Origin of the sequence: Acinetobacter sp. UBA2581, assembly GCF_002339435.1 — a bacterium.
In the GTDB taxonomy this organism is placed as follows: Bacteria; Pseudomonadota; Gammaproteobacteria; order Pseudomonadales; family Moraxellaceae; genus Acinetobacter; species Acinetobacter variabilis.
Genome location: NZ_DDLD01000082.1, coordinates 1 through 22,293 on the forward strand (window position 1 = coordinate 1; position 22,293 = coordinate 22,293).

Below are 22,293 nucleotides of genomic sequence, written 5' to 3' on the forward strand. Positions count from 1 at the left end.
TATTTCAGGACGGGACAATTGTATCAATTAAAGAAGGTAAATCATTCTTATCTTTTTTTATAATTTCCATTTTTACTGCTTTGGATCCCTCACCGAGCGCATCAGTTACTCTCTTAATAAATGATGCCAGCGCCTTCTCTTCCAAGTTAGTAAATTCATGGCTTTGGGTGGGAGGGACGGGATTTCCCTCTTTATCTTTTTGGTGGATTTGATGAATGATAATTCTATCAACCGATAAATTTAATAATTGCATTACAATATACCCCTCTATAAACCACTATTTAAAACCCAAACAAGCAAGGTTATTTATCTTAATCGCCAAAACGGGCGACCCAAGCCGCATAAGCGGCTTTTAGTTTTTTACGGCTTAACTAAAGCGGACTCTAGGCGACCAATAAAATCAATCTCATTGAGTTGCTCATTAGTAATAAATTCATCTGGATAGCGAATCTTGTCAGGATTATCACTTGCGAGTCGCACAGTTGTTCCACCTGCATAACTTATAAAGATTCTTTTCATTCTTAACTCGTAGTTATGCTTAAAGACATACACTGACCCACTTTTAAGCATGCCTGGATCTTTATCAGCTACATCAATGAAAAGAGGGCTGTCAGGTGCTACGGTTGGCCACATACTATATTCGTCAGAATAAATTACACGTAGATTTTCTGGCTTAGCCTGTATACCCAAAATCCTTAACAGCGACGGATCAATATCTAAATATTCACTTGGATCTTCTAGAAAATTTTCTACACCACTTCCACAAGAGGCTTTTACATCCCTGTACACCGGTATTCTCACATTATTTCTTTTGCTTCCTTCAGCACCACGGAATTCAATGGGCGCAATTTGGATTCCGCTTTTATTTGAAATATCACTTAAAGGCATGGTGATAGCATTTGCCTGATCCAAAAAACCCTTAGGCTTACCAAAAGCCTCTTCTATTTTGGTTGCAGTCTCATCGCCAATATTTTTAGTCGGGTTTTTCCCGATGTATTGGCTAACCAAATTATAAGAAAGCCCCACCTTTTCAGCAAAATCAGTACGACTCAACCCAGACTCCTTCATTAAGTCTCGAGCGTTCTTAAGCCGTATTTCATGAATTTGCATCAAACCAGACATACCAAACCCCATTATTTAATCCATTACTAAATTTACCTGTTAGGTAGAAAAAATAAATACCCTGACAGGTTGAATAAGTTTTACCTAAAAGGTATATTTAATATTAATTTACCTATAAGGTGTATTTTTATGCAAAACCTATATGATTACTGGAAATCCTTAAGCGAGGATGAGAAGCATATTTTTTGTTCTCGTGTAGGGGTGTCTTACGGCTATATGGAATCACATTTGATTCATGGTCGTAAAAAACCCCGCATGGAAACTATCCAAGCAATTGTTGATGCTAGCAATAACAAGCTATCCCACAAAAATCTTTTTGACTTCTTCCTAAAGAAGACCCCAATAGCTGCTTAAACCAATTATCAATCAGTAATCGTTTTAAAGAAACGTGAACAAAAACAGGGATTCACATGATTCTAAAGAAAGAAACAAGAATAGCGATTCATCAGATGATTAATCAGTCCGAAGGATTTGATCCAAAGGATATTGCTCAAGTCACTGGTGATGCTCACAAGACGATTTGCAACTATGGCAATCCAAATATGGAGAACCATGATCCAAGTCTAAAGAAGTTTGAGGCGATCATGCTTTTGACCCAAAACCCGGTAGTTCTGAAAGTTTGGGCGCACATGCTAGGTTTTGTTCTTATGCCAGCAGGTGGCGAAGGCACACATCGTCAGATGACTATCGTAGAGGCATTGCTTCAAATGAATTCTGAAACTGGAAAAGCCAATCAAAAGGTTTATGAGGTTTTGGAAGATGGCATGGTGACTCCGCAAGAGTATGCGGAAGCGAGTGAAATTCTTAATCGCATTATTGAAAACGCTAAAGCAGCGGATATGGCTTTAAGCAAGCAAATGCATAAATTCACACAAAAAGAAAAAGCCTGATTTCTGAGATCAGGCTTATTCAATTCATTAATGATTGGAACCAATGAATATGAAATCAAATCTAGCACATGAACCACCAATACCTCAAGGGCAAGTAGTTCATTTCCCAAAAAATGAGCGCAAAGCTATGTCGAATAAAGAAGAGCGCTACACCAAAATGCCTAACACGTTAATTGACGGCCAGATCATGGCCCAGTTAAACGACAAGGCATTCAAGTGTTTAATGTTTGTCATGCGCCAGACTATAGGATTTGACCGCGCATCACACCCAATTGCTATTACTCAATTTCAAAAATATTGCGGTATCAAAAAACGCGATACAGTTATGGCATGTATTCGTGATCTGGAAGAGCTGGGTTTAATCAAAGTTGAGAGAACAACAGGTTGCCTAAACGAATATCAATTTACTCCTGACCAGTACCGCGAAAGGGGACTAGTACCGAATGATGGTAGTACCCTTAAAGGTGATGGGACTAGTATCACCAAACGGGACGGGACTAGTACCGCGAAAGGTGATGGGACCAGTACCGTTGAACGGGGCACTATTAAAGAAACACTTAAAGAAACATTTAAAGAAAACTTTAAAGAGAAAAACGCGCAAGAAAATTCAGTTGATCAGGTATTGAATCTCTGGACACCAGATTTACATTCTCTGAATTCCTGGTTACAACGATCAGGTGAAACTCCGATGACTCAAGAGCTGGTGAATCAGATTTTGCTTGAAGTGAATGCTCACTACGAACCACGTTTGAACGCAGGCTTGATTACAGACACCCAGATGTATTCAAACTTTGTGAAGTGGATCAAACGTAAATACACTCAAAAAACATATCAATCCTCTGAAAAACAAAATTCTAATCTGGATGTGAACACTGCCTGGAACAATCAACCGGTAAAGCAACATGCACCAGTGAATTCACCAGTACATATCCCGGAGGACTTCGTATGAACGCAATGTCGATGCTGAATCAGGGATTGAAACAAACACAAGAGATCTGCTCGAAACACAAAACCCCTATGGTACAAGCTGGGCCATTCCAGAAGTGCCCACAATGCGCCGTAGAGTTCCTGGAAGAACAAAAGCGAAATGCACAGGCCGAAATTGATCGTACCGTACGTGAAAAACACTTTGCTGGTGCAATGCTTCCAGAACGTCATGCTGAGTCAGGTTTTAAGAATTATATCGTTCAGCATGCTGGTCAACAGAATGCATTGAATCTGGTTGTTTCCTTTGCCAAAAACATGATCAGTGGCCACAAAAATAACTTTGTGATGGTAGGACCTACTGGTACAGGAAAAACTCATCTCAGCTGCGCAACAGCTCGGACATTGCTCAACAAGGGCAAATATGCACGTTACATCACCAGTGAGGACATGGCACAGAGAATCATGAATGCCTGGGAGCAGCCGGACGCTACAGAGAAGTCTGTGATTTATGACTTCACTCAGTATGACCTGTTAATCCTGGATGAGTATGGGCTGCATGACCGTGATAAGCGTAGAGAGCTGGTGCACAAGGTTTTGTATGCACGCTATGACCGCATGAAGCCGACCATGCTGATTTCGAACCTGACATTGGCTGAGCTTCAAAAGGATTTAGGTGATCGTCTTTGGTCTCGATTTCAGCAAGGTGGTTTAACCGTAATAGAGTGCAATTGGGCGGATCAGCGTGTAGGAGGTGGGGTATGAACATACCAAGCATCCAGCGTTTCGAAGAAATTAAAGACATCCTAGTGTATGTGGCCTTTTCTAAACATGAGGTCACGTCAGCTGAGCTTGAAGAGCATGTATGTGACAAAACTAGATCTTCTTTAAATCAAAAATTGCGCGGTCTGGTTCAGGCGGGCTACTTGGCCTTTAGATGTAATCACTGCACCAGGTTGTATGTGGCTACAGAAAAGACCAAACAGCTATTTGGAGTGCGTGCTGTGGAGGATGCATGACCAGCTACTCAATCGCTGAGTACAAAAAAATGGTGAAAGCTATTAAATCGAAAGGGCGCTCCACACGCACCAAGGTCAAAGGCGAAAAAGTACCGAATGAGTTTGAAGCGAAGCTGGCCAGAGAATTAAAGACATTAAAAATTAAGTTTGAGCAGGAATTTTATTTTCATCCTGAACGTAAGTGGAGAGCAGATTTTCACTTAATTGATAAAAAAATTTTGGTTGAAGTCGAAGGCGGGATCTGGAGCGGAGGGAGGCACACAAGGGGTAAAGGTTACCTTGGGGACATGGAAAAATATAACGCCGCAACAATGATGGGTTTTCAAGTAATACGGTTTAGTACAGATCAAGTGAAGTCAGGTCACGCGATCCAGCAGATAGAGAAGATGGTAGGGGAAATACGATGAATGCAGCAATTAAAGCGGAAATAATGGATTGGGGTAAGTTCACTATTGAGGAATGGCTTAAACAATACGGCGCTTATGTACAGGTCAGCCGAATGAAGTCAGGTCATGAACCGGATGGATTGCATGTGAATCAGATCTACTGGTTAATCTGTGAAAATAACAAAGGGGTGCAGTCTCGTAAGGATCAGGTGATTTGCTATATTAGTGACTACGAGGCTGATCAGGTACGTAAACTGATCGTTGATTTCAATAAGACTTCGACTGTTTGTGAGTCTGGTAAGCGTGCGGTTAAATTATTTATTGAGCGCAATGTACGCGGTTTATCAGATCGTAAGATGGAAGAAGAATTCAAATTGGGTCGAAATGTTCTGCGAAATATGATCTATGCAGGTAAGTTTTATCTAGCTGGGCACGATAAACGATTGAGAATCGAATAGTATTTGACTGGCATGCCAAGATATGGCATATTTCTGTTATAGTGACCGAAGTGTACGTTGATGCACTAAGTTGATTTAAAAGCTCGCCAAATGGTGGGCTTTATTTATATGGGGTTCCGATGAATGAGTTAGTTTCGGCTGCAGCAACGATCCAAGGGGCGCAAATACAAGCAAATTATGCTTTGTGGGCTGCAGTTATTAGTGCATTTATTGGGGCGATAGGAATTGTATTTGCTGCTTGGTATGCCTGGCAGACTGGAATTAAATTAAATCAGCATAATAATATTCTTGAAGCTAAGCGCGAGGTTTATTTGGATGCAATTGCCAAGTACCAGCATTTAGTAAATGATCTTCAGCTTGTAAATATTGTGCCAGAACAATTTTTTGAAATTTTATTAAATAATAATAGAGATTTTTTTATTGCCATCAATAAAGTCAAATTAATTTGTGATCATATAAACAAAGGCATGGTAGAAGCATTTGCTCTGAAGGTCGGGAAGGGAATTCATTCTTTGATGCCTCTTATTAATGAATTTCTTGTTAAGAAAAATGAGCTAAACAATTTTATTAAAAGCAATTCAGAATTCGCTCAAAAAGTGATTGATTCTGATAATCTTGAAAGGGATGAGCTAGAGAAGTTTGATGCAAAATCCAGTGCTTACAGAGAGTTAAAAGCGGAGTTTTTGGTTAAAAAAGATAGCTTGGAACAAGCTGTTCTGGAATTAACAGTCAATCTTGGAGAGGAAAGTGAGAACTTTTCTGCCGCACTTAGGTGTGAATTAAAGATCTCTGATAATCCAGTTTAATAAAATACTGAAAATTCATAATAAAAAGTAAAACACCAAGGTATGACATTTAGATACTGCTCTTATTTAATCGTGAAGATACCGCCACCAAATGGCGGGCTCTTTTAATGCTTAGAATTTATTACCTGAAAAGAAAATTAACTTAAGTTAAACATTTGAAAACAGTTTCTTAATATTCTCTATACTTTCTGATCGAAGCCTTGGTGTTATATTTTCTTTGCGATAAGAAGAAGACGTAATACGAAGAAAGTGACTACAGCACTGGCCCACTTATTTTGACGAGTAAGTGGGCTTTTTATTGTCTGTAAAAAGGCGACCTAAGCCTACTGGAGTGCTGACCAGTGGAACATGCCATCGAGTAAACTTCCTTCGGGAATCTAGACTAGGGAGTAGCGCCCCGACCTAAAGAGGATTGAAAGCAAGTAAAGCAGACCGTGCATGTTAGGTGCGTGTGATTATGAGTAGCGGTAGATCAGTTGCCGAGCTGGTTAATATTGAAATCTAAGGCAGGGTGTGGCAAATCGCCACATCCTTTTAATGCCCTGAGAAATATTAGTGTAATCATACCAAATTAAAATGCTTGATTAACCAGGAAGGAATCTTGCTTAGTTCGACAAAGTTAATGACATTATTTCAGCAATGAATGTTATAAATTTATGTTTTATAAGTGAAAATAACTGACATTTCTTGCGACATGATTGCTTGATTGTCCAGGAGTAAAATTATGCTTAGATTACTGATGTGTTTATTCGGCTTCCACGGTGCGACTAAGATTGACTACACAATTGATGATGAAGAAATCAAGGTGTGTCGGAATTGTTTGAAAGAAGTTGAACAATAAAAACCCCATTAAGAAATGGGGTTTGGATAAGAATATATTGCCTATGTTTTATTAAAAATTAAAAGGATCATATTTAGTATCCTTGATTGCTAGGATCACTAAAACCGCTGACAAAGCTAGAAGCCCTAAAATTTCTAAAAAGAACATGTCATGTGAAGTTGTAGCCAACGCTAAACAAGCCAAAGACATACATATAAAAGCGCCTAGTACGGAATATAGAAAAGGGAGTTTCATGATTAGATATATATTCAAAAAATAAAGCGTGATCAAATTAACATAAAATTTAAGTTGTTATTAACGTAAATTATACACAAACAATACGCTTTAATCGAAACCTTAAATAGCCGAACGTATTACGGCAAACAAAGCCCCTCGCATTCTAGATGTTGAGGGGTTTTTCTTTTCTTATTGGTGGTACCTATGACAGACAAAGTACAAGCTAAACAAGACTTAGAATTTTGCAGTGCTGAGCTGTCTAAGTATCAGAACCTCAGTCGATCTGGTCTGACACGTAATGAGCTGCTGGTAATTGATGGCATCATGATTAAGCTGAAAGAACGGATTAAGAATTTACGTGTGACGCTATATGCATGATTGAGAAAAACTTATTAAACATAACTCTGGGGTTATTGTTTTAAATAAAACTCTAGGGTTATAATTGCTCCATAACGTTAATATGGGGGTTGAATGAAAAGTCTGGATTTAATCAAGATGATTGAAGCAGACGGTTGGTATCAAGTTAGATGTAAGGGTGATCATCATCATTTTAAACATCCTACTAAGAAGAGGTTGGTTACGATTCCTCATCCTAAAAAGGATTTACCACCTGGCACTGTGAATAGCATTCTGAAGCAAGCGGGTCTCAAGTGACCCGCAGCAATTCCAGATAAATTTAACCTTTTTTTGGGAGTGGGCAAATGTTATATCCAATCGCAGTAGAGAGAGGCTCGGATACAGAAGCCTTCGGTGTGATTGTCCCTGATATTCAAGGGTGTTTCTCTGCAGGAGATACTTTTGAAGAAGCACTTGAAAATGTTAAAGAGGCAATCGCTGAACATTTAGAGATTTTAGCTGAAGATGGTGATGATATTCCTTTAGCATCAGAAGCAGCTAAGTTCTTTGATAATGAAGAATATCAAGGTATGGTTTGGGCAGTCGTTGATATCGATGTAAGTCGTTATCTAGGTAAAGCTGAAAAAGTAAATGTCACTTTACCAAGTCGCTTGATTCATTTAATTGACGATCGCGTGAAGAAAGATGCACGTTTTAAATCACGCTCAGCATTTTTGGCTGCGAGTGCAGAAAGAATGCTTCATGCATAATCAAGTAACACATAAAAAACTCGCCAAATGGCGGGTTTTTTATTGCCTAGTGATTTTGATACACAAATAGATTTATCTCAAAATAACCCAAATCGGAGAATCAAAATGCCAGCTTTTGCCTAAAACAGCTTTTTAGCTACGCTTAGACCCCGCGAAAGAGGGTACAACCCATGCAGTTCATCGAGCATGAATAGGATATGCAGGAAAGTGACAATCAGATTTGGGCGTGATGCCCCACCGACAAGTGATGACGAAACCGAAAATTGATTAGTAGTGTGCCTATTCACTGGCAATCAAAGTAGGGAGTAGCTATGGACCACAGCATAGGATTTCTGTGGTGGTAACTAGATCATATAAATATTTCAATATTGTGAGTCCTGTTTAACAAGTAACCAATATCAACACAAAGCCAACCAATACACACCATTCAGCAATGCTTCTTATACTTTCGCCGCACCATAAAAGTGCTACTTTAAACGTTCTCCAGAAGTGTTAAAGAGCTAAATAAAACTATAGTGAAGTACGAGAGCTTACCCGCTTAACTACCCCAGGTTAAGCGGGATATTTTTTATTTAATATTTATTGTATTTTTATTAGACCCAATATATATTTAGCGCCTTAGAAATATGCATTTATCGCTGTAGGTTCTTAATTTCTGCCTCCTGTCCTAGGGAGGTATTTTTTTGTCTGGAGAAAAACATGCTCCGATTATTACTCTGCTTATTTGGTCTTCATGGTGCGACTGAAATTAACGATGGTAAGAAAGAATGCCAGGATTGTGAAAGAAGTTAAATAATTAGCCATGTTGGCGCTAAAGCTCTGCTACATACTAGATATTGGCGGGGTTTTTATTTTTCAAAAATATAAAAAATAGAATCCCGTATATCTTCCCCAAAAGACATACGGGATTGAAAAAAAACCTATGAAACCACCAAGTAGAGTCATAGGCTTGCTGTAAAATTTTTATCAAGAGTTTTTTGTTGTGAAACAATCATAACTGTTAATAAAAACTAGTCAAATAAGCTATTGTTTATTAAAAATAAATCATACCTTTTTAGTGCGAATTTAAGTTGCTAAAATGTAAAAGAATATTAAAAAATATATCAATTAAGCTTATTCATTAATTTGTCTAGTATTAGATAATCCCATAATAAAAGTAGGGAATTATGGAAATTAATACATATAAAGCTCTTGTCTGTAAAAAGCCGATTAAAACAAAACCTCGCAACAGACCATTACCTAAGCCTAGTGAGAAATACTTAGAAGCATTCGATCGACTGAAAGAGATTCTTGATCGGATGGAAATCAAATATGAAGAATATTTTCATTTTAAAACCACTAAACATTGGCGTTTCGATTTGCACCTGGTTGGTTATCTCACATTGATTGAAATAGCGGGTGGTCCGTGGTCTGGTGGCCGTAAGGGTAAGCTGGCTACTAAAGCATGGAGCATTGATCGTTATGACCATGCTGAAGAAATGGGGTATCGGTACATTCGCTTTAAAGTATCTGATATCTCATCATCCAATAGGGCTATACAGTGGCTTAGAAATTTAAAGGCATCTTATGGAACAGTTCAGACCATTCCCACCCACGGATCTGATTGACCAGGCTGAGGAAGAGGAAGCTATTCGCTTGGCACCTGCACCAGAGCTTAAAGAATGGGTTGTGAAGAATTGGCTTACTTTAGGTGGTGAATTGCACAACCCAGATCATGATCATATTGCTGAACTACTTCACGACAATGATGAGTTCCTTGCATTTGCCTGGGCTTCATCTGCCGCTCTAGCGAAAAAACGTATGGTATTAGGCCAGTGTGAAAAGGTCATGTTTAACGTGGGTGGCTGGAAGAAAGCGCGCCAGGAACAACAGATGCGGGACTGGTTTGGCTTCGTACCTCAATATCTGATTACCGTTGACGCTACTTATTGTGAACAAGCTACAGATCGAGACTTCTGCCGGTTGATTGAGCATGAGCTTTATCACATCGGTGTAGAGCGTGATGAAGATGGCGAAATCATTTATAGCGATGTAACTGGGCTGCCTAAGCACTACTTAGCTGGCCATGACGTGGAAGTGTTCTTTGGTGAGACTAAACGATGGGGAGCTGATGATTCAGTGAAACGTCTCGTTGAAATTGCCAAGAATGCGCCGTTTGTATCTGAAACAAGTATTGCTGCGTGTTGTGGGAACTGTGTCATCGGTTAATTTTTTTTGCCTACTTTGCATGACGTAGCATGACAAAAGGGGGATTTATGGCAGCACTTAAAGAGCCTGTAAAAATATTTATTGTTCAAGCTCTTGCATGCCGTGATACCCCTCAAGAAGTTGCGGAGTTGGTCAAGCAAGAGTTCAACATCGAAATCGATCGTCGTCAGTGTGAAAACTATGACCCGACTAAATATGCGGGTCGCAATCTCGGGAAAAAACTTGCAGATCTATTCAACCAGACTCGTAAGAAATTTGATGAAGGTTTGATAGATATTCCAATTGCTAGTAAGTATTACCGGCTTAAGCAATATCAGAAGCAACTTGAAAAAACCAAGAATGCAAAATTAGCACTTAAGATTCTTGAACAGGCTGCTAAGGATGTAGGTGGTCAATTCACTAACAGACAAGAAATTACGGGTAAGGACGGTGAAGCATTACAGACTACAGTTGTCCATGCTACTCAAGAACAGGTTGAAGCTGCAGTGAAGAAGGCCCAAGAGGAATATTAAATGGATCTGCAAACACAGGTTGAAAAAAAGCTGTGTGAAGATGAGCATTTATATTTCACCCGGCGATTCTTTAAGCCCCGTATGGGTTTTAAATTCACGGTGAATTGGCACCATGTTTATATCTCATGGATTATTGATCAGGTAATTGCGGGTGAGATAGCAAACGTCGTCATTAATGTTCCACCAGGTGCTGGTAAGACTGAATTGACAACCAATCTAATACCACGTGGACTGGCTTTAAATGCACGTTCTCGATTTCTGTATTTATCTTTTTCTCAATCACTGGTTGAGGGCGTATCAGATACGGCACGCGACATTGTGAAGTCGAAAGACTATCGACTGATGTGGGATTTAACGGTTTCCAATAGTACTGACTCCAAAAAGGAATGGAAGATTACAGTTGAGGACTACGATGTAGGTCATGTCTATGTGGCCTCTATGGGTGGACAGGTAACAGGTCGACGTGCAGGGACACTGGCTGATGATGGCTTTACAGGTTGTATCATCATTGATGACCCATTAAAGCCAGAAGATGCTTTCAGTAAGATCAAACGAGATGCCGCCAATCGCAAGTTACTTAATACGGTGAACTCACGTAAGGCCAAGTCTGATACACCCATCATCATGATCATGCAGCGCCTGCATACTGAGGATCCAACCAATTTCGTCATGACAGGCAATCTACCTGGTGAATGGACTCAAATATCTATTCCGGCATTAATTGATGATAAGTACATTGCAACCTTGCCAAAGCATATTCAAAAGCTGGTACCGCGAGATGCAGAGCGTGATGAGCAGGGTCGCCAAAGTTACTGGCCAAAGAAAGAATCGCTTCAATCCTTATTACAACTTGAAAAGGGTGGCAAGGATAAAGAAGGTGCCACGGTATCCCGTTATACATTCTCTAGTCAGTACATGCAGCAGCCTAAGAAACTTGGTGGTGACTTAATCAAGTCTGAATGGTTTGGATTCTATAAAGATATTCCAGAACTTCAGTGGCGTGCTGTCCTTGTCGATACTGCTCAAAAGACCAAAGAGCACAATGACTATTCCGTATTCCTGCTTGTAGGCATGGGCATAGATGGAAAGTTGTACTTGCTAGATCTCTTGCGCGGTAAATGGGAAGCACCAGAACTGAATCGTCAGGCTAAAGCCTTTCTGGATAAGCACAAGGAATACACCTGGCATACCAAACCTATCCGCTACATGAAAGTAGAAGATAAGGCATCTGGTACTCAGTTGATCCAAACACTCGGCACTTACTCCGGTGTCGCTGTGATTCCAGTCCAGCGTAATACAGACAAGCTATCCCGTTTCATGGATGTGCAGGTCCATCTCGAAGCAAACTATAAGGATAAACCGGAAGATCGTTTTGTGATGGTACCTAAAGATGCACATTGGGTCGGTGAATTCTTTGAAGAGTGTGAAGCATTCAATGCGGCATTTACCCATGATCATGATGACCAAGTAGATACGCTGATTGATGCGATTGAAGATGCAGTAATTGCGATTAATTACAGCCCTCCGGCTGCATAAGGTTGAGTTATGTCTAAGAAAAGGAAAAAACCTGAGAATGCAAAACCTGAAGCTGGTGCACTGTATTCTCATGAAGCTGAACAGGCTTTAATCAGTTATCTGACCAAAATGCCAGACGGCGATGAAGTGCTGCGAAAAGCTGGCGTCACCCGTCCACGTTTAAAAGTCATGATGTATGACGATGAGATTTATCAGGCCATTGAAAAACGCCAGGATAAACTTGAGAGCGCATCATGGCGTGTAGAGCCGATGGATCGACCAGAGTCAAAAATCATTATGGAGCATTTGCGGGAGTGGTGGTCTGAGATTCTACTGGGTGCACAGAATGCTCGTTGGTACGGATATTCTGTATTAGAGGCAATCTATACCAAGCCTGAGGAACCGAGCCTACATATTGATGGCAATACCATTACACCGTTTATTGGTTTTAAGTGGATTGGTGAAAAGCCAATGCAATGGTATGAGCCTAAGAATGATGGTCGTCTGATGCTGCTGGCCAACTACAACACGACTCGACAGGATCAGGAAGTAGACCAGCGCTTCAAACACTTTTTGACACGTTGTAAATCTACTTATGAGAATCCATTAGGTGAGGCTCTTTTAAGTCGACTGTACTGGGTCTGGTTCTTCAAAACGTCTGGCTTTAAGTTCTGGGCCAAGTTTGTTGAAAAGTTTGGCTTACCAATGCTGGTTGGTAAAACTGCCGGCAAGACGACAGATATGCGTGATGCACTACTTAGAGCGCATGCCAGTTCGGTGATTGCTTTAAGTGGTACAGATTCGGTAGAAATCCAAACAGCCAATACCAATGGCAACGCATCACAGACATTCGAAACTTTTGACAAGAACCTTGAGCGCCGTATTCAAAAGGTGATTCTGGGTCAGACTTTAACCAGTGGTACCGATGGCGCAGGTTCGCGAGCTTTAGGTGATGTGCATCTTGAAGTGCAAAACTCAAAGTATAAAGCCGATGTCCGGATGATCATGCCAACGATACAAGCCATTATTAACGCGCTATGTGATATCAATGGCTGGGAACGCCACCGGGTCATCATTGGTGAAGAGAAATCACTGGAAGAGCCTAAAGCGGATCGTGATGTGAAGTTAAAGAATGCCGGTGCAGTCTTAACGCCACAATACTTTAAGCGTGAGTACGGGCTTGAAGATGGTGATGTGATTGAACAGCCTCAAACTAGCTTCAATCAATTTACTGCATTGCCTAAGACGGCGTTTAACTTCAAGGCACAAGCAAACAAGTTATCACCAGAACAACAGGAAGTTGAAGAACTAACTGATGGCCAAGATGAATTGCAGCTATTAAAACCGGATCAGGTCAAGGAATTGATATTCAAGTCTGATAGTCCAGAAAGCTTGGCTTATAACTTGATGCAATTGATACCTGATGCAACTCAGACGCAGTTCACGGCCAATCTGGACCAAGCTTTGTATGCTGCGGATGTGTTGGGATATGTGGCTGCAAGTGAGGGCAAGTGATGGAAGATATTCAGGCGTTATATGATGAGTTTGAAGAGTTTTGCACCAAATATTGTGGACTCACTTTCGATGAATTCTCAATATATCAGCGTAAGAAATTAGGCCATTACTTTGATGTTCGTGATGAGTATTTCAAGCTTTGGCTGAATGCAAAGCGTGTTTACGGCAAGGATACCACCAATGCAACCAGTTACCTTCCTTGAGGCGCTTCGGTATGCTCACAGTAAAAAGATTGTGCTACCTGATGAGTTTTACTCAATGGATCTAAAGACCCGGCAGTTGGCAACCACGGTTAGCTTCCTATCAAGTCTTGAGCAGATTGAAACAGTCATTAAGGCGGTGAATAAATCGATTGCCGACGGCGGTACTTTTAAAGATTTTCAGAAGCTCATTGAAGAATCTGAAATCATTCTGCCAAAGCATTACCTGGACAATGTATTCCGTACCAATATCCAGAGCGCTTATGGTCATGGCCGGTGGCAACAACAGCAACGGAATAAGGCTAAACAACCATATCTAATGTACTCAGCGATCAATGATAGCCGGGTGCGTCCGAGTCATTTGGCTTTGAACCGGATTGTTCGTCCGATTGATGATCCGTTCTGGCTGACGCATTATCCACCATTGGGATTTCGTTGCCGGTGCACCGTGATTGCCTTAACCGAGAAGCAGGCACTGAAATACGGCATTACACCTGATGATCAGTTGCCTGAAATTGCCGAGGCTTTGGACTGGAGTTCTCACCCATTGCAGTTTGGTGAGCTTGAGTCGCTGGTAGATAAAAAGATCAGCACTTCAAGTCTGGATAAAGAATATCTCCTCGAGCAGAAAGAGGTCATTAAGGCTGAATGGACGGCGAGTAAAAAGCTCACCAGCCTATTTACTCCGATGGATGATAAGACTCGGGACTTATTCGATACTGTGGCCAATACAGTAATACCACTTGATCCAAGCATTCGACCAAGTGCGATTCGCACCTTCTTGGACTATGTGCAGGGAAATGATGCCGCACTGACTGGCTATTTAAACTCTGCTACAGGCTCACTAGCTGATGATGTACTTAAGCGCTGGCTGAGTACTGATCTGGCAGCTATTCAAGCTGTGGCGAGCAATGCGGCTTCAACCGTGGTGGGTGCTGCGACACTTAATCAAGTAGCGGCTTATCAGGTTGGGCAGACAGCTCAGCTTAATGCGCCGTTGCTGATGGCTGATACAGCTTCAGATATCGTGATTAAGATTGAGAATGCTAAAGGCTTGGGTGTTGATCTGGATATGTTGAATGCTGGTAACGGCGTTTTAATACCGATGGGATTGTCATTTGAGGTTGTTTCGATTGAAGCGGTTGAAGGGCAGATGGTTTATACGATCAGACCACTAGTTAATTAATCTTTTAATTAACTAATCTGCTATAGGACAATGTTTAAGCTACATTTTTTATACAACGAATGGAATATTTAAATATTGGATTAGGGGCAAAGTAGACTTATAAAATCTGTACAGCTTAGTCACTTGGTTGGGATATGGTTTGTTTTGCAATTGAGATCGAAATACCTGCAGATAAGTGCCCTAAAATAAGAGGCCGAAAGCGTTTAATAAGAGAAGGAAAGGCAAGGGTTCTTTTGTCAAATAATACTTCTACAAGGAGAGCGCTTACGGGATTTACAAGGTATGGGGTATCTAGCGGAAGGAATGCAATAGTCTTAACTCCATATGAGTTCAAAGATCGTGAGAACCAGATAACAAACTTTCTAAATAAGAGGTTTGATAGTGAATGGAAACTTAAGCTGATACCTATAAAGAATACTTGAACTATTTACCCACCTCGGTGGGTTTATTTGTAGCTATTTTACGCCGTCCGAAAGGGCGGTTTTTTTATGGAGCATGAAAAATGCCAAAAGAAGAGGAACATAAGCCGAATCAGTATTGCTTCCAGGTCGGTAACTTAAATGTCGATCAAGCTGAAGAAGGCAAGAAGAAGCGTACTTTCTCCGGTGTTGCATACAGTGGTGAAGTTATTACCGACCATTGGTATTGGGATCGAATCATCTTTGATCTGGATTCTATGCAAATTAAAGGTCGAATTCCTGCGTTACTGGATCACTCAACTCGGCAACGTGCTGGAGCCATTAATAGCCATAGCATTGATCACCAGAACGGTCTAACAGTTTCAGGTGACCTAATGAGTAATGAGTTCGGTACTCAGGTTGCCCAGGACTCTGACGATGGCTTTCCATGGCAGATGTCAGTGCGCATTGAACCCTCTGCAGTCGAAGAAATCCAAGCAGGTGCATCAGTCACTGTAAATGGAAAAGTGCATCAAGGGCCTATCACGGTTTTCCGTGGTGGTCGTATTCGTGAAGTGTCTTTCTGTGCTTTGGGTGCGGATGACAACACAAACGCCGTGGCAGCGAGTCACTCTCCAAAACAATTTAATCAACCAGAGGACACAGACGTGACCGAATTAGAAAAAGCACAACAGGCCAAAGAGCAGGCAGAGCGTGAGCGTGATGAAGCACTGGCTGAACTTAAGCAATTCAAAGCGCAAAAACGTGCTGATGAAATTGCAGCTTTAGAAACTGAGCTGAAAACACAGTTCAGTGCTGAAGATAAAACAGCTTATACCAATATGGATGATTCAGTTTTTGCCTTTACTGCCAAACAGCTTCGCCAATTTTCTGCAGGTAGCCAACAGCCGCCAGCTACACCACAGACCCAACAAACACCAAGTGTAAATCCGGCATTTGCTCACCTGTTCACTCATCAAGCCAATCCGGGGCAGGGTAACCAGTCTACTAACACTGACACTCACAAATTCACTTCTGGTGCACAAGCATTCGCAGAACAAAACAAGGGGAAATAATTCATGAGCCAGGTTATTCCAAAAATTACGGTTCAGTCTAAAAAGCTGGTCCTAGACAATGAAAAGTTACGACGTGCCAATGCCAAAGTAACTACCGCTACAGCCTATAAAAAAGGCGACTTACTTACACTTTCAGATGCGAATGTACTCACACACGCTACTGATGAAAAAACATGGGATGTGATTTGTGGCCAAGACGTTACGGCTGCAGAAGCCACAATCAAGGCCGCTGATGGAATCGAAATTCCGGTCTACTACGGCGGGGTTTTCAGTATTGAAGCTGTATCGCTTAATGGGACTTTGCTTGCTGCTGAAGAATATGATGCAGCGCGTGCACAGGCAACTAAAAACAAAATCGAACTTTCTAAGGTGTAAACAACATGCCACAGTCTTTTAATATTGAAGGTGCTCCACTTGAACTTCTTGATGTGGGTGAGCTGGCACTGATCCACTCGAATTACCGTCCAATGGACACATGGCTTTTAGATAAGCTTTTCCCTAATCGCCCGTTATTCACGCGTGATGATGTGCCACTGGCTGAATTATCAGCTGAACATGATCTGGCACCACTGGTATCACCGCAACAGCCTGGTAAGCCATTTGATACTACTCAATCTGGTGAAGTACGCCACGTTAAACCGGCTTACTACAAGCCAAAGAATCAGGTCACTCCGGCAGAAACTTTTGAAATTGCCTTGCTTGAGCGTTTACGTACTGCAGGTATCATCTCAACTGGTAACCAGCGACTATCTGAGCAAGAGCAAATGATCATTGCTCAAATCTCAGTGATGAAGCGCAACCATGATGCGATTGATAACTCAGTCATGATGATGGCTATCGATTTACTGAAAAATGGTAAATACACGCTTCACTCAGATGATTATGAGCTCAACCTGGTGGATTACCGTCGTGATGCGTCTTTGACATATACGCCGTTGGTCAAATGGAATGAAGCGGGTGCCAAGCCAGTAACGGATATTCGCACCATGCTTGAACGTCAATTGGCTGCTGATGGTGGTGAAGCTAAGCTGTCTGTTATGTCTGGCTTGGTTTGGGCGGCTCTCTGGAACAATGAAGAATTCAAAAAAGAATTCATCACGCCATATGCGGGTATTTCTGTTCCAGTGAATCCAAGCTTTGGTGTAAAAGAATCAGCAACCTTCAAAGGAACCTTTGATGGAATCGAATTCTGGGTATATGACGCAACTTACCGTAACAAAGGTCAAGTGAAGCGCTTTATTCCTAAAGATTACTTCTCACTAATCTCTGATACCAATGGTTCGGTAGCTCACTGTAAGATCAAGAACATGCTGGCCAACGGCGTTGCTCAGCAGTACTTTGACCGTCAATGGTACTGTGAAGATCCAAGCGGCATCATGCTGATGACCGAATCTGCTCCACTGGTTGTGCCGTCTAATAAGAACGGTGTCGTTGGTGGTACTGGCTTTATCACTCTATAAGGAGCAAGACATGCCGAAGTACACAGCAAAACAATCCATCGGGCATTTTATGCCAGGTGATGAAATCAAAGGGCTTGAAGCTAAACAACTTCAGGCCCTTTTAGCATCTGGGGCTATTGAAGAATATCAAGAGCCGGAAGAGCCAGAAGCAGACAATACCGCTGCTCGTCTGGCTGAACTGGAAAAGGCCAATGCTGAGCTAACAGCAGCCAATGAAGCCTTAACCAAAGCCAATCAGACGGCAACTGCCGACAAGACTAAAGCCGAGCAAGAAATTGCTGAGCTTAAAGCCAAGGTGGCTGAACTTGAAAAGGCGAAGCCTGCTGCAAAACCTAAAGCAGACTCAAAACCTGCTGACGAAACCAAGTAGGTGATCTATGTATGCGACTGAAGCAGATTTGGTCGCACGATTTGGTGATGAGATTGAAAATCTGAAAGCGATGCTTCCTTCTCAGTCTTCAATAACTGATGCAATTCAGGATGCAACAGAGGAGATTAACGGTCATATCGGTGGTCGTTATCCTTTGCCACTTCCCAATGTGCCTAGTAACTTAAAGCGTATGGCGTGTGACATCGCACGCTATCGTCTTTACTTCCAGCAACCCATCGAAGAGGCCCGGAAGCGTTATGAGGATGCAATTGCATTCTTAAAACGTGTGGCTGATAACAAAGCACATTTGCAGATTCAGTTACCAGAAACAAACCAGATCGTGGATGACCAACCTAAAGGACGACCTTCAACAGCACCAGTCGGTACTTCATATACCGGTGGTGTATTTGGAGATTCTATCCTGGACCAGATGCCCAGTATGAAGTGAGGTGTTTATGGCTTTTGCAATAACCATTCAGGCAGATAGTTCACCGATTGAAGCAATACTTAATCAATTAGGTAACTTTGAATCATTAAAGAACCAGCTGTTTGATGAGATTGGTGCTGGACTTGTGGATAGTGTGCAGCATCGATTCTTAACGGGTACTGATGTTGATGGTAATCCATGGAAGATTTCATGGCGTGCCAGCATGCAAGGCAGGGATGGTGTCGGGGTCGGTGAAACGCTTCGAAACACTGGCCGCCTGATGAATTCCTACACACACAATGTTCTTTCAAATGGTGTTGAGGTGGGTACAGATGTTGCCTATGCCCCTCATCTGCATTACGGCGCAACAATCCTACCTAAGAATGGCCAATACATTACTTTTGCAGTGGGTGGTCAATATCGGAAAGTTAAGCAATCCATTATTCCACCTCGGACTCAGCTTGGTATTGATGCTGAAGATGAAGTCATGGTTTTAGACATTGTCGGGAGTTTTATCGATGAGCACCTTCTTCGCGGTACGTGATGAGATCGCAAACAAGCTGAAGGAAATTCCAGAACTTCTAAAGATCTATACGCCGTTGAATTCAGTTATGGTCACCGAGATGTCACAAGTCACGCCATCTGCGCATGTCAATTTTGTCCGTATTGACAAGAAAGCCAGCGCAGGTCGTGGAAGTATCAATCAGATCGGTCAGCAATGGGCGGTTACGGTTGCATGTCGTAATGCTCAATCTCAAATGACTGATGGCCGAGTGGTGAGTGATGAAGCTGGGTTGTTAACCGAGAAGGTCATTCAATTACTTTCCGGCTGGCAGCCTCAGGCATCACGAACGGCACTAGAAATGATTTCGGTTCGGGATGGGTATAGTCCAGGCTTTGCATACATCACGATTATTTTTGAATCACAAAAATTCATTTAGGAGCCAGTCATGGCAAAACAATACAAAGCATTGCAGCCTGTAGGTCGCTTTCAAAAGGGTGATGTGGTCGGTGGGCTGAGTGATGCACAAATCAAAAAATTACTAGCAGATGGTGCAATTCAGGAACTACCTGAACCTAAAGCTGCTCCAGCCAAGAAAACTACAGGGGATGAAAAGTAATGGCTAAAGAATATATTTCGCTGCAAGGTAAGTTTTACCTGTCAGAACTTGTGAATGGTGTTGCTAGTGCAATGCGCCATTTGGGCAACGTGCCAGACTTTGAGTTAGAAATTGGTGCTGATGTTGTTGAGCATAAAGAATCAACATCTGGTCAGCGTACTACTGACTTCACCATGATCAACGCAACATCAGTGAATTTTACGGGAACGCTGGAAGAAACTGATCCAGAAAACCTTCAATACATCCTGTCTGGTATGAATCACGCCGTAGCGACCACTACAGCGACAGATGTATCACTGGGTACTGTGGTGGCTGGTAAAGAAATCAAACTGGATGGTTATAACCTGAAAACGGTTTCATTCAAGGATTCAACCACTGGCACAGCTAAGACTGTTGATCCAGAGAATTACACACTGGATGCTGTATTTGGTACTGTGGTTTTCCATGATGTATCAGATCTGACTATGCCGATCTTAGCCACTTACACCACTGGAGCAGTGACTAACACCACTCTGGCATCCGACTTTGAAAAAGAGTATGAGCTTTTCTTCAAGGGCATCAATACAGCGAATGGTAAACATATGGCTGTACGTTTATGGCGTACCAAGAAGTCACCAGAAACCACTTTCCCACTGATTCATGAAGAACTTGGTCAGTATGAAATCTCTGGTCAGGCTTTATCTGATGTAACGAAGCAAGCAGATCCAGCATTAGGCTTATATGGCCATATCGTAACGATTCCGGCAGCGACAACACCGTAACCTCATGCAGGCACAAAGAACTCCACGGCGTATTAGCGTCTTTTTTGTGCCTGTTTAACTTTAAATGAAAATATCGTCTCATAAGATTTTTAAGGTCATATTGCTTATCTTTAGACGACGCAAGAAACAATAAAACGATAAAAAATGATTATCGACGATGACAAATCATGATTGACGATGATGTCATTATTATATTATAGTTTAGTCATACCCCTTGGTTGTACGCAGTCTGCCATTTAGACCCCGCTGAACCCGAGGGGTTTTGTGTATCTAGGGGATAAGAATGTCAACGACTGCAATTTTAGTAGATGGGGCTTTTTTTCTAAAGCGCTATAAAAGTATTTATACCAAACCAGAAGACCAAACGCCTGAGGCAGCCGCAAGAAATTTATACACTATGTGTCTTTCTCATCTTACTGAAGGCAGAAGAGATGCAAGAAAATCTGGTCGAGATGGTGAGCAAAAGGGTTTCACTAGAGAGCATCAGCTTTATAGAATTTTTTATTATGATTGTGAACCTTTAACCAAAAAACATCATTATCCAATATCTAAGAAGCCAGTCGATTTTGCAAAGTCTGAAACAGCTACCTTTAGATATGCATTTTTTGAGTGCTTAAAAGAACAAAGAAAGGTAGCACTACGCATGGGACATCTGTCTGACATTAGTGGATGGATTATTAAACCTAGAGTCATGAAAGAACTTTTAGCCGGAAGAAAGGAATACGCTAGCCTAATAGATGAAGACTTTATGCTTGAGGTTACTCAGAAAACTGTAGATATGAAAATAGGTCTCGATGTAGCAAGCTTAACCTATAAAAAATTTGTAGATCAGATTATTTTAGTGTCTGGGGATTCAGATTTTTTGCCAGCTGCTAAGCTGGCTAGAAGAGAGGGAGTGGATTTTATTCTAGATCCAATGCATAAACCAATCCCTCCGGATCTTTCAGAGCATATTGATGGCAAACGATCAACCTGTCCTAGGCCTAAACACCCTAACAGACAACCTAAATTAGCTATTGCTGAATGATCAGAACCGCTCTCCAGAGTGGTTTTTTTAATGCTTCATCGTTTTGTAATATTTTGTTAGTTTAATTAGCGCTCAATAGGGCTATAAAAGATATTCAGTTCACGTTGAGAATAAAACTGCTATGACTAAAATAGAAATATTTGTCTCCATCCTAGCCGTAATAATTATTTCTACTTTTATTTATCTTGTATGTCAGTAAGTTAGTAAGCTAAGAACCGCCTTTAGGGCGGTTTTTTGATAAGTGGAAGTTCCACTTGGCTATATAGGGTCAATTTTAAAAAGACTTAAAATAGTAAAACATAACTTTACAAATCCACTCTCCCTAGGCTTTAGATAAGATTGAAAATTAATGTAAAGTGCTGCCCTTAATACATGGGGATATTATGAAAAATTTAAGCTTATTCTTTTTTATTGTGATTTTAGTTGGGTGTGGACACAAGGAATCTAACGGTCAGCATCTTGATTTAGAAACAAGCAAAAAGGAACAGCTTGAATTTGCAAAAGAAGCTACAAAAAAATTCATTCCCAACCCTGATTCGGCAAAGTTCCGCAATCAAATAGGAGAGTGTGGAGAGGTAAGCTATAAAGAAGCAGATAGTGATTATGTTCCCTTCCAGCGTTTTATTGTGCTTTCAAAGGATATAGTACTTGTAGAAAATCAGACGGATCAAAAGCAATTTGAGTTGTCATGGAAGAATGGTTGTACGCCAAGCTGGAAGTAATTAAAAAGCCCTTTAATTAAGGGCTTT

31 protein-coding genes are annotated in these 22,293 nt (G+C 41.3%); 29 read left to right on the forward strand and 2 right to left on the reverse strand.

What is annotated here, in order from left to right:
• Positions 1–4: 4 nt before the first annotated feature.
• Positions 5–253: a hypothetical protein gene (locus B3Q46_RS10110; protein ID WP_286715160.1), complete on the reverse strand. Its 249-nt coding sequence runs from the start codon at positions 251–253 to the stop codon at positions 5–7.
• A 107-nt stretch (positions 254–360) separates the two neighbouring features.
• Entirely contained in the window at positions 361–1,134 is a 774-nt protein-coding gene (locus B3Q46_RS10115; RefSeq protein WP_286715163.1) for a LexA family transcriptional regulator, read from the reverse strand.
• Between the two features lie 117 nt (positions 1,135–1,251).
• On the opposite strand from B3Q46_RS10115, the gene B3Q46_RS10120 reads away from it, so the two are divergent.
• From B3Q46_RS10120 to B3Q46_RS10260, 29 genes are all read left to right on the forward strand, one after another.
• A complete protein-coding gene (locus B3Q46_RS10120) occupies positions 1,252–1,476 on the forward strand; it encodes an XRE family transcriptional regulator (protein ID WP_286715166.1) in 225 nt (74 codons plus the stop codon).
• A gap of 56 nt (positions 1,477–1,532) precedes the next feature.
• A complete protein-coding gene (locus B3Q46_RS10125) occupies positions 1,533–2,012 on the forward strand; it encodes a phage regulatory CII family protein (RefSeq protein ID WP_005171431.1) in 480 nt (159 codons plus the stop codon).
• Positions 2,013–2,061: 49 nt separating this feature from the next.
• The gene (locus B3Q46_RS10130; protein WP_286715170.1) at positions 2,062–2,961 is read left to right on the forward strand and encodes a replication protein; all 900 of its coding nucleotides are present in this window, start codon (positions 2,062–2,064) and stop codon (positions 2,959–2,961) included.
• Positions 2,958–3,701 (forward strand): ATP-binding protein, encoded by a 744-nt coding sequence (locus tag B3Q46_RS10135; RefSeq protein WP_286715173.1) that lies wholly within the window; start codon positions 2,958–2,960, stop codon positions 3,699–3,701. Before B3Q46_RS10130 ends, B3Q46_RS10135 begins: the two co-directional genes overlap by 4 nt.
• Positions 3,698–3,955: a hypothetical protein gene (locus B3Q46_RS10140; protein ID WP_286715176.1), complete on the forward strand. Its 258-nt coding sequence runs from the start codon at positions 3,698–3,700 to the stop codon at positions 3,953–3,955. The genes B3Q46_RS10135 and B3Q46_RS10140 overlap by 4 nt, the downstream gene beginning before the upstream one ends.
• Positions 3,952–4,362: a DUF559 domain-containing protein gene (locus B3Q46_RS10145; protein WP_286715179.1), complete on the forward strand. Its 411-nt coding sequence runs from the start codon at positions 3,952–3,954 to the stop codon at positions 4,360–4,362. Before B3Q46_RS10140 ends, B3Q46_RS10145 begins: the two co-directional genes overlap by 4 nt.
• Positions 4,359–4,799: a hypothetical protein gene (locus B3Q46_RS10150; protein WP_286715182.1), complete on the forward strand. Its 441-nt coding sequence runs from the start codon at positions 4,359–4,361 to the stop codon at positions 4,797–4,799. Before B3Q46_RS10145 ends, B3Q46_RS10150 begins: the two co-directional genes overlap by 4 nt.
• A gap of 119 nt (positions 4,800–4,918) precedes the next feature.
• The gene (locus B3Q46_RS10155) at positions 4,919–5,605 is read left to right on the forward strand and encodes a hypothetical protein (RefSeq protein WP_191112100.1); all 687 of its coding nucleotides are present in this window, start codon (positions 4,919–4,921) and stop codon (positions 5,603–5,605) included.
• A 1,261-nt stretch (positions 5,606–6,866) separates the two neighbouring features.
• Positions 6,867–7,040: a hypothetical protein gene (locus tag B3Q46_RS10160; protein ID WP_286715186.1), complete on the forward strand. Its 174-nt coding sequence runs from the start codon at positions 6,867–6,869 to the stop codon at positions 7,038–7,040.
• A 93-nt stretch (positions 7,041–7,133) separates the two neighbouring features.
• Positions 7,134–7,316, forward strand: a complete 183-nt coding sequence (locus tag B3Q46_RS10165; RefSeq protein WP_286715189.1) for a type II toxin-antitoxin system HicA family toxin — start codon at positions 7,134–7,136, stop codon at positions 7,314–7,316.
• 47 nt (positions 7,317–7,363) lie between these two features.
• Positions 7,364–7,768, forward strand: coding sequence for a type II toxin-antitoxin system HicB family antitoxin (locus B3Q46_RS10170; protein WP_286715192.1), 405 nt, complete (start codon positions 7,364–7,366; stop codon positions 7,766–7,768).
• Positions 7,769–8,934: 1,166 nt separating this feature from the next.
• Positions 8,935–9,375: a hypothetical protein gene (locus B3Q46_RS10175; protein WP_180003551.1), complete on the forward strand. Its 441-nt coding sequence runs from the start codon at positions 8,935–8,937 to the stop codon at positions 9,373–9,375.
• Positions 9,335–9,976, forward strand: coding sequence for a putative metallopeptidase (locus B3Q46_RS10180; RefSeq protein ID WP_180003549.1), 642 nt, complete (start codon positions 9,335–9,337; stop codon positions 9,974–9,976). Before B3Q46_RS10175 ends, B3Q46_RS10180 begins: the two co-directional genes overlap by 41 nt.
• Before the next feature lie 47 nt (positions 9,977–10,023).
• On the forward strand, positions 10,024–10,488 hold the full coding sequence (locus tag B3Q46_RS10185; RefSeq protein WP_005236588.1) for a DUF2280 domain-containing protein: 465 nt from the start codon (positions 10,024–10,026) through the stop codon (positions 10,486–10,488).
• Complete coding sequence (gene terL / locus B3Q46_RS10190; RefSeq protein WP_179992503.1) at positions 10,489–12,024, forward strand: phage terminase large subunit; 1,536 nt, start codon at positions 10,489–10,491, stop codon at positions 12,022–12,024.
• Between the two features lie 9 nt (positions 12,025–12,033).
• Entirely contained in the window at positions 12,034–13,518 is a 1,485-nt protein-coding gene (locus B3Q46_RS10195) for a phage portal protein family protein (protein WP_286715202.1), read from the forward strand.
• Positions 13,518–13,721 (forward strand): hypothetical protein, encoded by a 204-nt coding sequence (locus B3Q46_RS10200; protein WP_286715203.1) that lies wholly within the window; start codon positions 13,518–13,520, stop codon positions 13,719–13,721. The genes B3Q46_RS10195 and B3Q46_RS10200 overlap by 1 nt, the downstream gene beginning before the upstream one ends.
• Complete coding sequence (locus tag B3Q46_RS10205) at positions 13,699–14,904, forward strand: phage minor head protein (protein WP_286715206.1); 1,206 nt, start codon at positions 13,699–13,701, stop codon at positions 14,902–14,904. Before B3Q46_RS10200 ends, B3Q46_RS10205 begins: the two co-directional genes overlap by 23 nt.
• A 502-nt stretch (positions 14,905–15,406) precedes the next feature.
• The gene (locus B3Q46_RS10210; RefSeq protein WP_286715209.1) at positions 15,407–16,378 is read left to right on the forward strand and encodes a hypothetical protein; all 972 of its coding nucleotides are present in this window, start codon (positions 15,407–15,409) and stop codon (positions 16,376–16,378) included.
• A gap of 3 nt (positions 16,379–16,381) precedes the next feature.
• Positions 16,382–16,753: a hypothetical protein gene (locus tag B3Q46_RS10215; RefSeq protein ID WP_034171155.1), complete on the forward strand. Its 372-nt coding sequence runs from the start codon at positions 16,382–16,384 to the stop codon at positions 16,751–16,753.
• A 5-nt stretch (positions 16,754–16,758) separates the two neighbouring features.
• A complete protein-coding gene (locus tag B3Q46_RS10220; RefSeq protein ID WP_010117674.1) occupies positions 16,759–17,838 on the forward strand; it encodes a major capsid protein in 1,080 nt (359 codons plus the stop codon).
• Positions 17,839–17,848: 10 nt separating this feature from the next.
• A complete protein-coding gene (locus tag B3Q46_RS10225) occupies positions 17,849–18,208 on the forward strand; it encodes a hypothetical protein (RefSeq protein WP_180033884.1) in 360 nt (119 codons plus the stop codon).
• Positions 18,209–18,215: 7 nt separating this feature from the next.
• Entirely contained in the window at positions 18,216–18,656 is a 441-nt protein-coding gene (locus B3Q46_RS10230; RefSeq protein WP_286715213.1) for a gp436 family protein, read from the forward strand.
• A gap of 7 nt (positions 18,657–18,663) precedes the next feature.
• Complete coding sequence (locus B3Q46_RS10235) at positions 18,664–19,179, forward strand: phage virion morphogenesis protein (protein WP_286715216.1); 516 nt, start codon at positions 18,664–18,666, stop codon at positions 19,177–19,179.
• A complete protein-coding gene (locus B3Q46_RS10240; RefSeq protein ID WP_286715218.1) occupies positions 19,154–19,576 on the forward strand; it encodes a phage tail terminator protein in 423 nt (140 codons plus the stop codon). Before B3Q46_RS10235 ends, B3Q46_RS10240 begins: the two co-directional genes overlap by 26 nt.
• 9 nt (positions 19,577–19,585) lie before the next feature.
• Positions 19,586–19,756, forward strand: coding sequence for a hypothetical protein (locus B3Q46_RS10245; RefSeq protein WP_179992510.1), 171 nt, complete (start codon positions 19,586–19,588; stop codon positions 19,754–19,756).
• Positions 19,756–20,517: a hypothetical protein gene (locus B3Q46_RS10250; RefSeq protein ID WP_286715221.1), complete on the forward strand. Its 762-nt coding sequence runs from the start codon at positions 19,756–19,758 to the stop codon at positions 20,515–20,517. Before B3Q46_RS10245 ends, B3Q46_RS10250 begins: the two co-directional genes overlap by 1 nt.
• 283 nt (positions 20,518–20,800) lie before the next feature.
• Positions 20,801–21,544 (forward strand): NYN domain-containing protein, encoded by a 744-nt coding sequence (locus B3Q46_RS10255; protein WP_159516780.1) that lies wholly within the window; start codon positions 20,801–20,803, stop codon positions 21,542–21,544.
• 383 nt (positions 21,545–21,927) lie between these two features.
• The gene (locus B3Q46_RS10260) at positions 21,928–22,266 is read left to right on the forward strand and encodes a hypothetical protein (protein ID WP_286715227.1); all 339 of its coding nucleotides are present in this window, start codon (positions 21,928–21,930) and stop codon (positions 22,264–22,266) included.
• Positions 22,267–22,293: the final 27 nt, after the last annotated feature.

Excerpts from the sequence above, each read along its gene's own strand:
- B3Q46_RS10110 (WP_286715160.1), bottom strand. The coding sequence starts at position 253 with ATGCAATTATTAAATTTATCGGTTGATAGAATTATCATTCATCAAATC.
- B3Q46_RS10115 (WP_286715163.1), bottom strand. The coding sequence starts at position 1,134 with ATGGGGTTTGGTATGTCTGGTTTGATGCAAATTCATGAAATACGGCTT.
- B3Q46_RS10120 (WP_286715166.1), top strand. The coding sequence starts at position 1,252 with ATGCAAAACCTATATGATTACTGGAAATCCTTAAGCGAGGATGAGAAG.
- B3Q46_RS10125 (WP_005171431.1), top strand. The coding sequence starts at position 1,533 with ATGATTCTAAAGAAAGAAACAAGAATAGCGATTCATCAGATGATTAAT.
- B3Q46_RS10130 (WP_286715170.1), top strand. The coding sequence starts at position 2,062 with ATGAAATCAAATCTAGCACATGAACCACCAATACCTCAAGGGCAAGTA.
- B3Q46_RS10135 (WP_286715173.1), top strand. The coding sequence starts at position 2,958 with ATGAACGCAATGTCGATGCTGAATCAGGGATTGAAACAAACACAAGAG.
- B3Q46_RS10140 (WP_286715176.1), top strand. The coding sequence starts at position 3,698 with ATGAACATACCAAGCATCCAGCGTTTCGAAGAAATTAAAGACATCCTA.
- B3Q46_RS10145 (WP_286715179.1), top strand. The coding sequence starts at position 3,952 with ATGACCAGCTACTCAATCGCTGAGTACAAAAAAATGGTGAAAGCTATT.
- B3Q46_RS10150 (WP_286715182.1), top strand. The coding sequence starts at position 4,359 with ATGAATGCAGCAATTAAAGCGGAAATAATGGATTGGGGTAAGTTCACT.
- B3Q46_RS10155 (WP_191112100.1), top strand. The coding sequence starts at position 4,919 with ATGAATGAGTTAGTTTCGGCTGCAGCAACGATCCAAGGGGCGCAAATA.
- B3Q46_RS10160 (WP_286715186.1), top strand. The coding sequence starts at position 6,867 with ATGACAGACAAAGTACAAGCTAAACAAGACTTAGAATTTTGCAGTGCT.
- B3Q46_RS10165 (WP_286715189.1), top strand. The coding sequence starts at position 7,134 with ATGAAAAGTCTGGATTTAATCAAGATGATTGAAGCAGACGGTTGGTAT.
- B3Q46_RS10170 (WP_286715192.1), top strand. The coding sequence starts at position 7,364 with ATGTTATATCCAATCGCAGTAGAGAGAGGCTCGGATACAGAAGCCTTC.
- B3Q46_RS10175 (WP_180003551.1), top strand. The coding sequence starts at position 8,935 with ATGGAAATTAATACATATAAAGCTCTTGTCTGTAAAAAGCCGATTAAA.
- B3Q46_RS10180 (WP_180003549.1), top strand. The coding sequence starts at position 9,335 with ATGGAACAGTTCAGACCATTCCCACCCACGGATCTGATTGACCAGGCT.
- B3Q46_RS10185 (WP_005236588.1), top strand. The coding sequence starts at position 10,024 with ATGGCAGCACTTAAAGAGCCTGTAAAAATATTTATTGTTCAAGCTCTT.
- terL (WP_179992503.1), top strand. The coding sequence starts at position 10,489 with ATGGATCTGCAAACACAGGTTGAAAAAAAGCTGTGTGAAGATGAGCAT.
- B3Q46_RS10195 (WP_286715202.1), top strand. The coding sequence starts at position 12,034 with ATGTCTAAGAAAAGGAAAAAACCTGAGAATGCAAAACCTGAAGCTGGT.
- B3Q46_RS10200 (WP_286715203.1), top strand. The coding sequence starts at position 13,518 with ATGGAAGATATTCAGGCGTTATATGATGAGTTTGAAGAGTTTTGCACC.
- B3Q46_RS10205 (WP_286715206.1), top strand. The coding sequence starts at position 13,699 with ATGCAACCAGTTACCTTCCTTGAGGCGCTTCGGTATGCTCACAGTAAA.
- B3Q46_RS10210 (WP_286715209.1), top strand. The coding sequence starts at position 15,407 with ATGCCAAAAGAAGAGGAACATAAGCCGAATCAGTATTGCTTCCAGGTC.
- B3Q46_RS10215 (WP_034171155.1), top strand. The coding sequence starts at position 16,382 with ATGAGCCAGGTTATTCCAAAAATTACGGTTCAGTCTAAAAAGCTGGTC.
- B3Q46_RS10220 (WP_010117674.1), top strand. The coding sequence starts at position 16,759 with ATGCCACAGTCTTTTAATATTGAAGGTGCTCCACTTGAACTTCTTGAT.
- B3Q46_RS10225 (WP_180033884.1), top strand. The coding sequence starts at position 17,849 with ATGCCGAAGTACACAGCAAAACAATCCATCGGGCATTTTATGCCAGGT.
- B3Q46_RS10230 (WP_286715213.1), top strand. The coding sequence starts at position 18,216 with ATGTATGCGACTGAAGCAGATTTGGTCGCACGATTTGGTGATGAGATT.
- B3Q46_RS10235 (WP_286715216.1), top strand. The coding sequence starts at position 18,664 with ATGGCTTTTGCAATAACCATTCAGGCAGATAGTTCACCGATTGAAGCA.
- B3Q46_RS10240 (WP_286715218.1), top strand. The coding sequence starts at position 19,154 with ATGAGCACCTTCTTCGCGGTACGTGATGAGATCGCAAACAAGCTGAAG.
- B3Q46_RS10245 (WP_179992510.1), top strand. The coding sequence starts at position 19,586 with ATGGCAAAACAATACAAAGCATTGCAGCCTGTAGGTCGCTTTCAAAAG.
- B3Q46_RS10250 (WP_286715221.1), top strand. The coding sequence starts at position 19,756 with ATGGCTAAAGAATATATTTCGCTGCAAGGTAAGTTTTACCTGTCAGAA.
- B3Q46_RS10255 (WP_159516780.1), top strand. The coding sequence starts at position 20,801 with ATGTCAACGACTGCAATTTTAGTAGATGGGGCTTTTTTTCTAAAGCGC.
- B3Q46_RS10260 (WP_286715227.1), top strand. The coding sequence starts at position 21,928 with ATGAAAAATTTAAGCTTATTCTTTTTTATTGTGATTTTAGTTGGGTGT.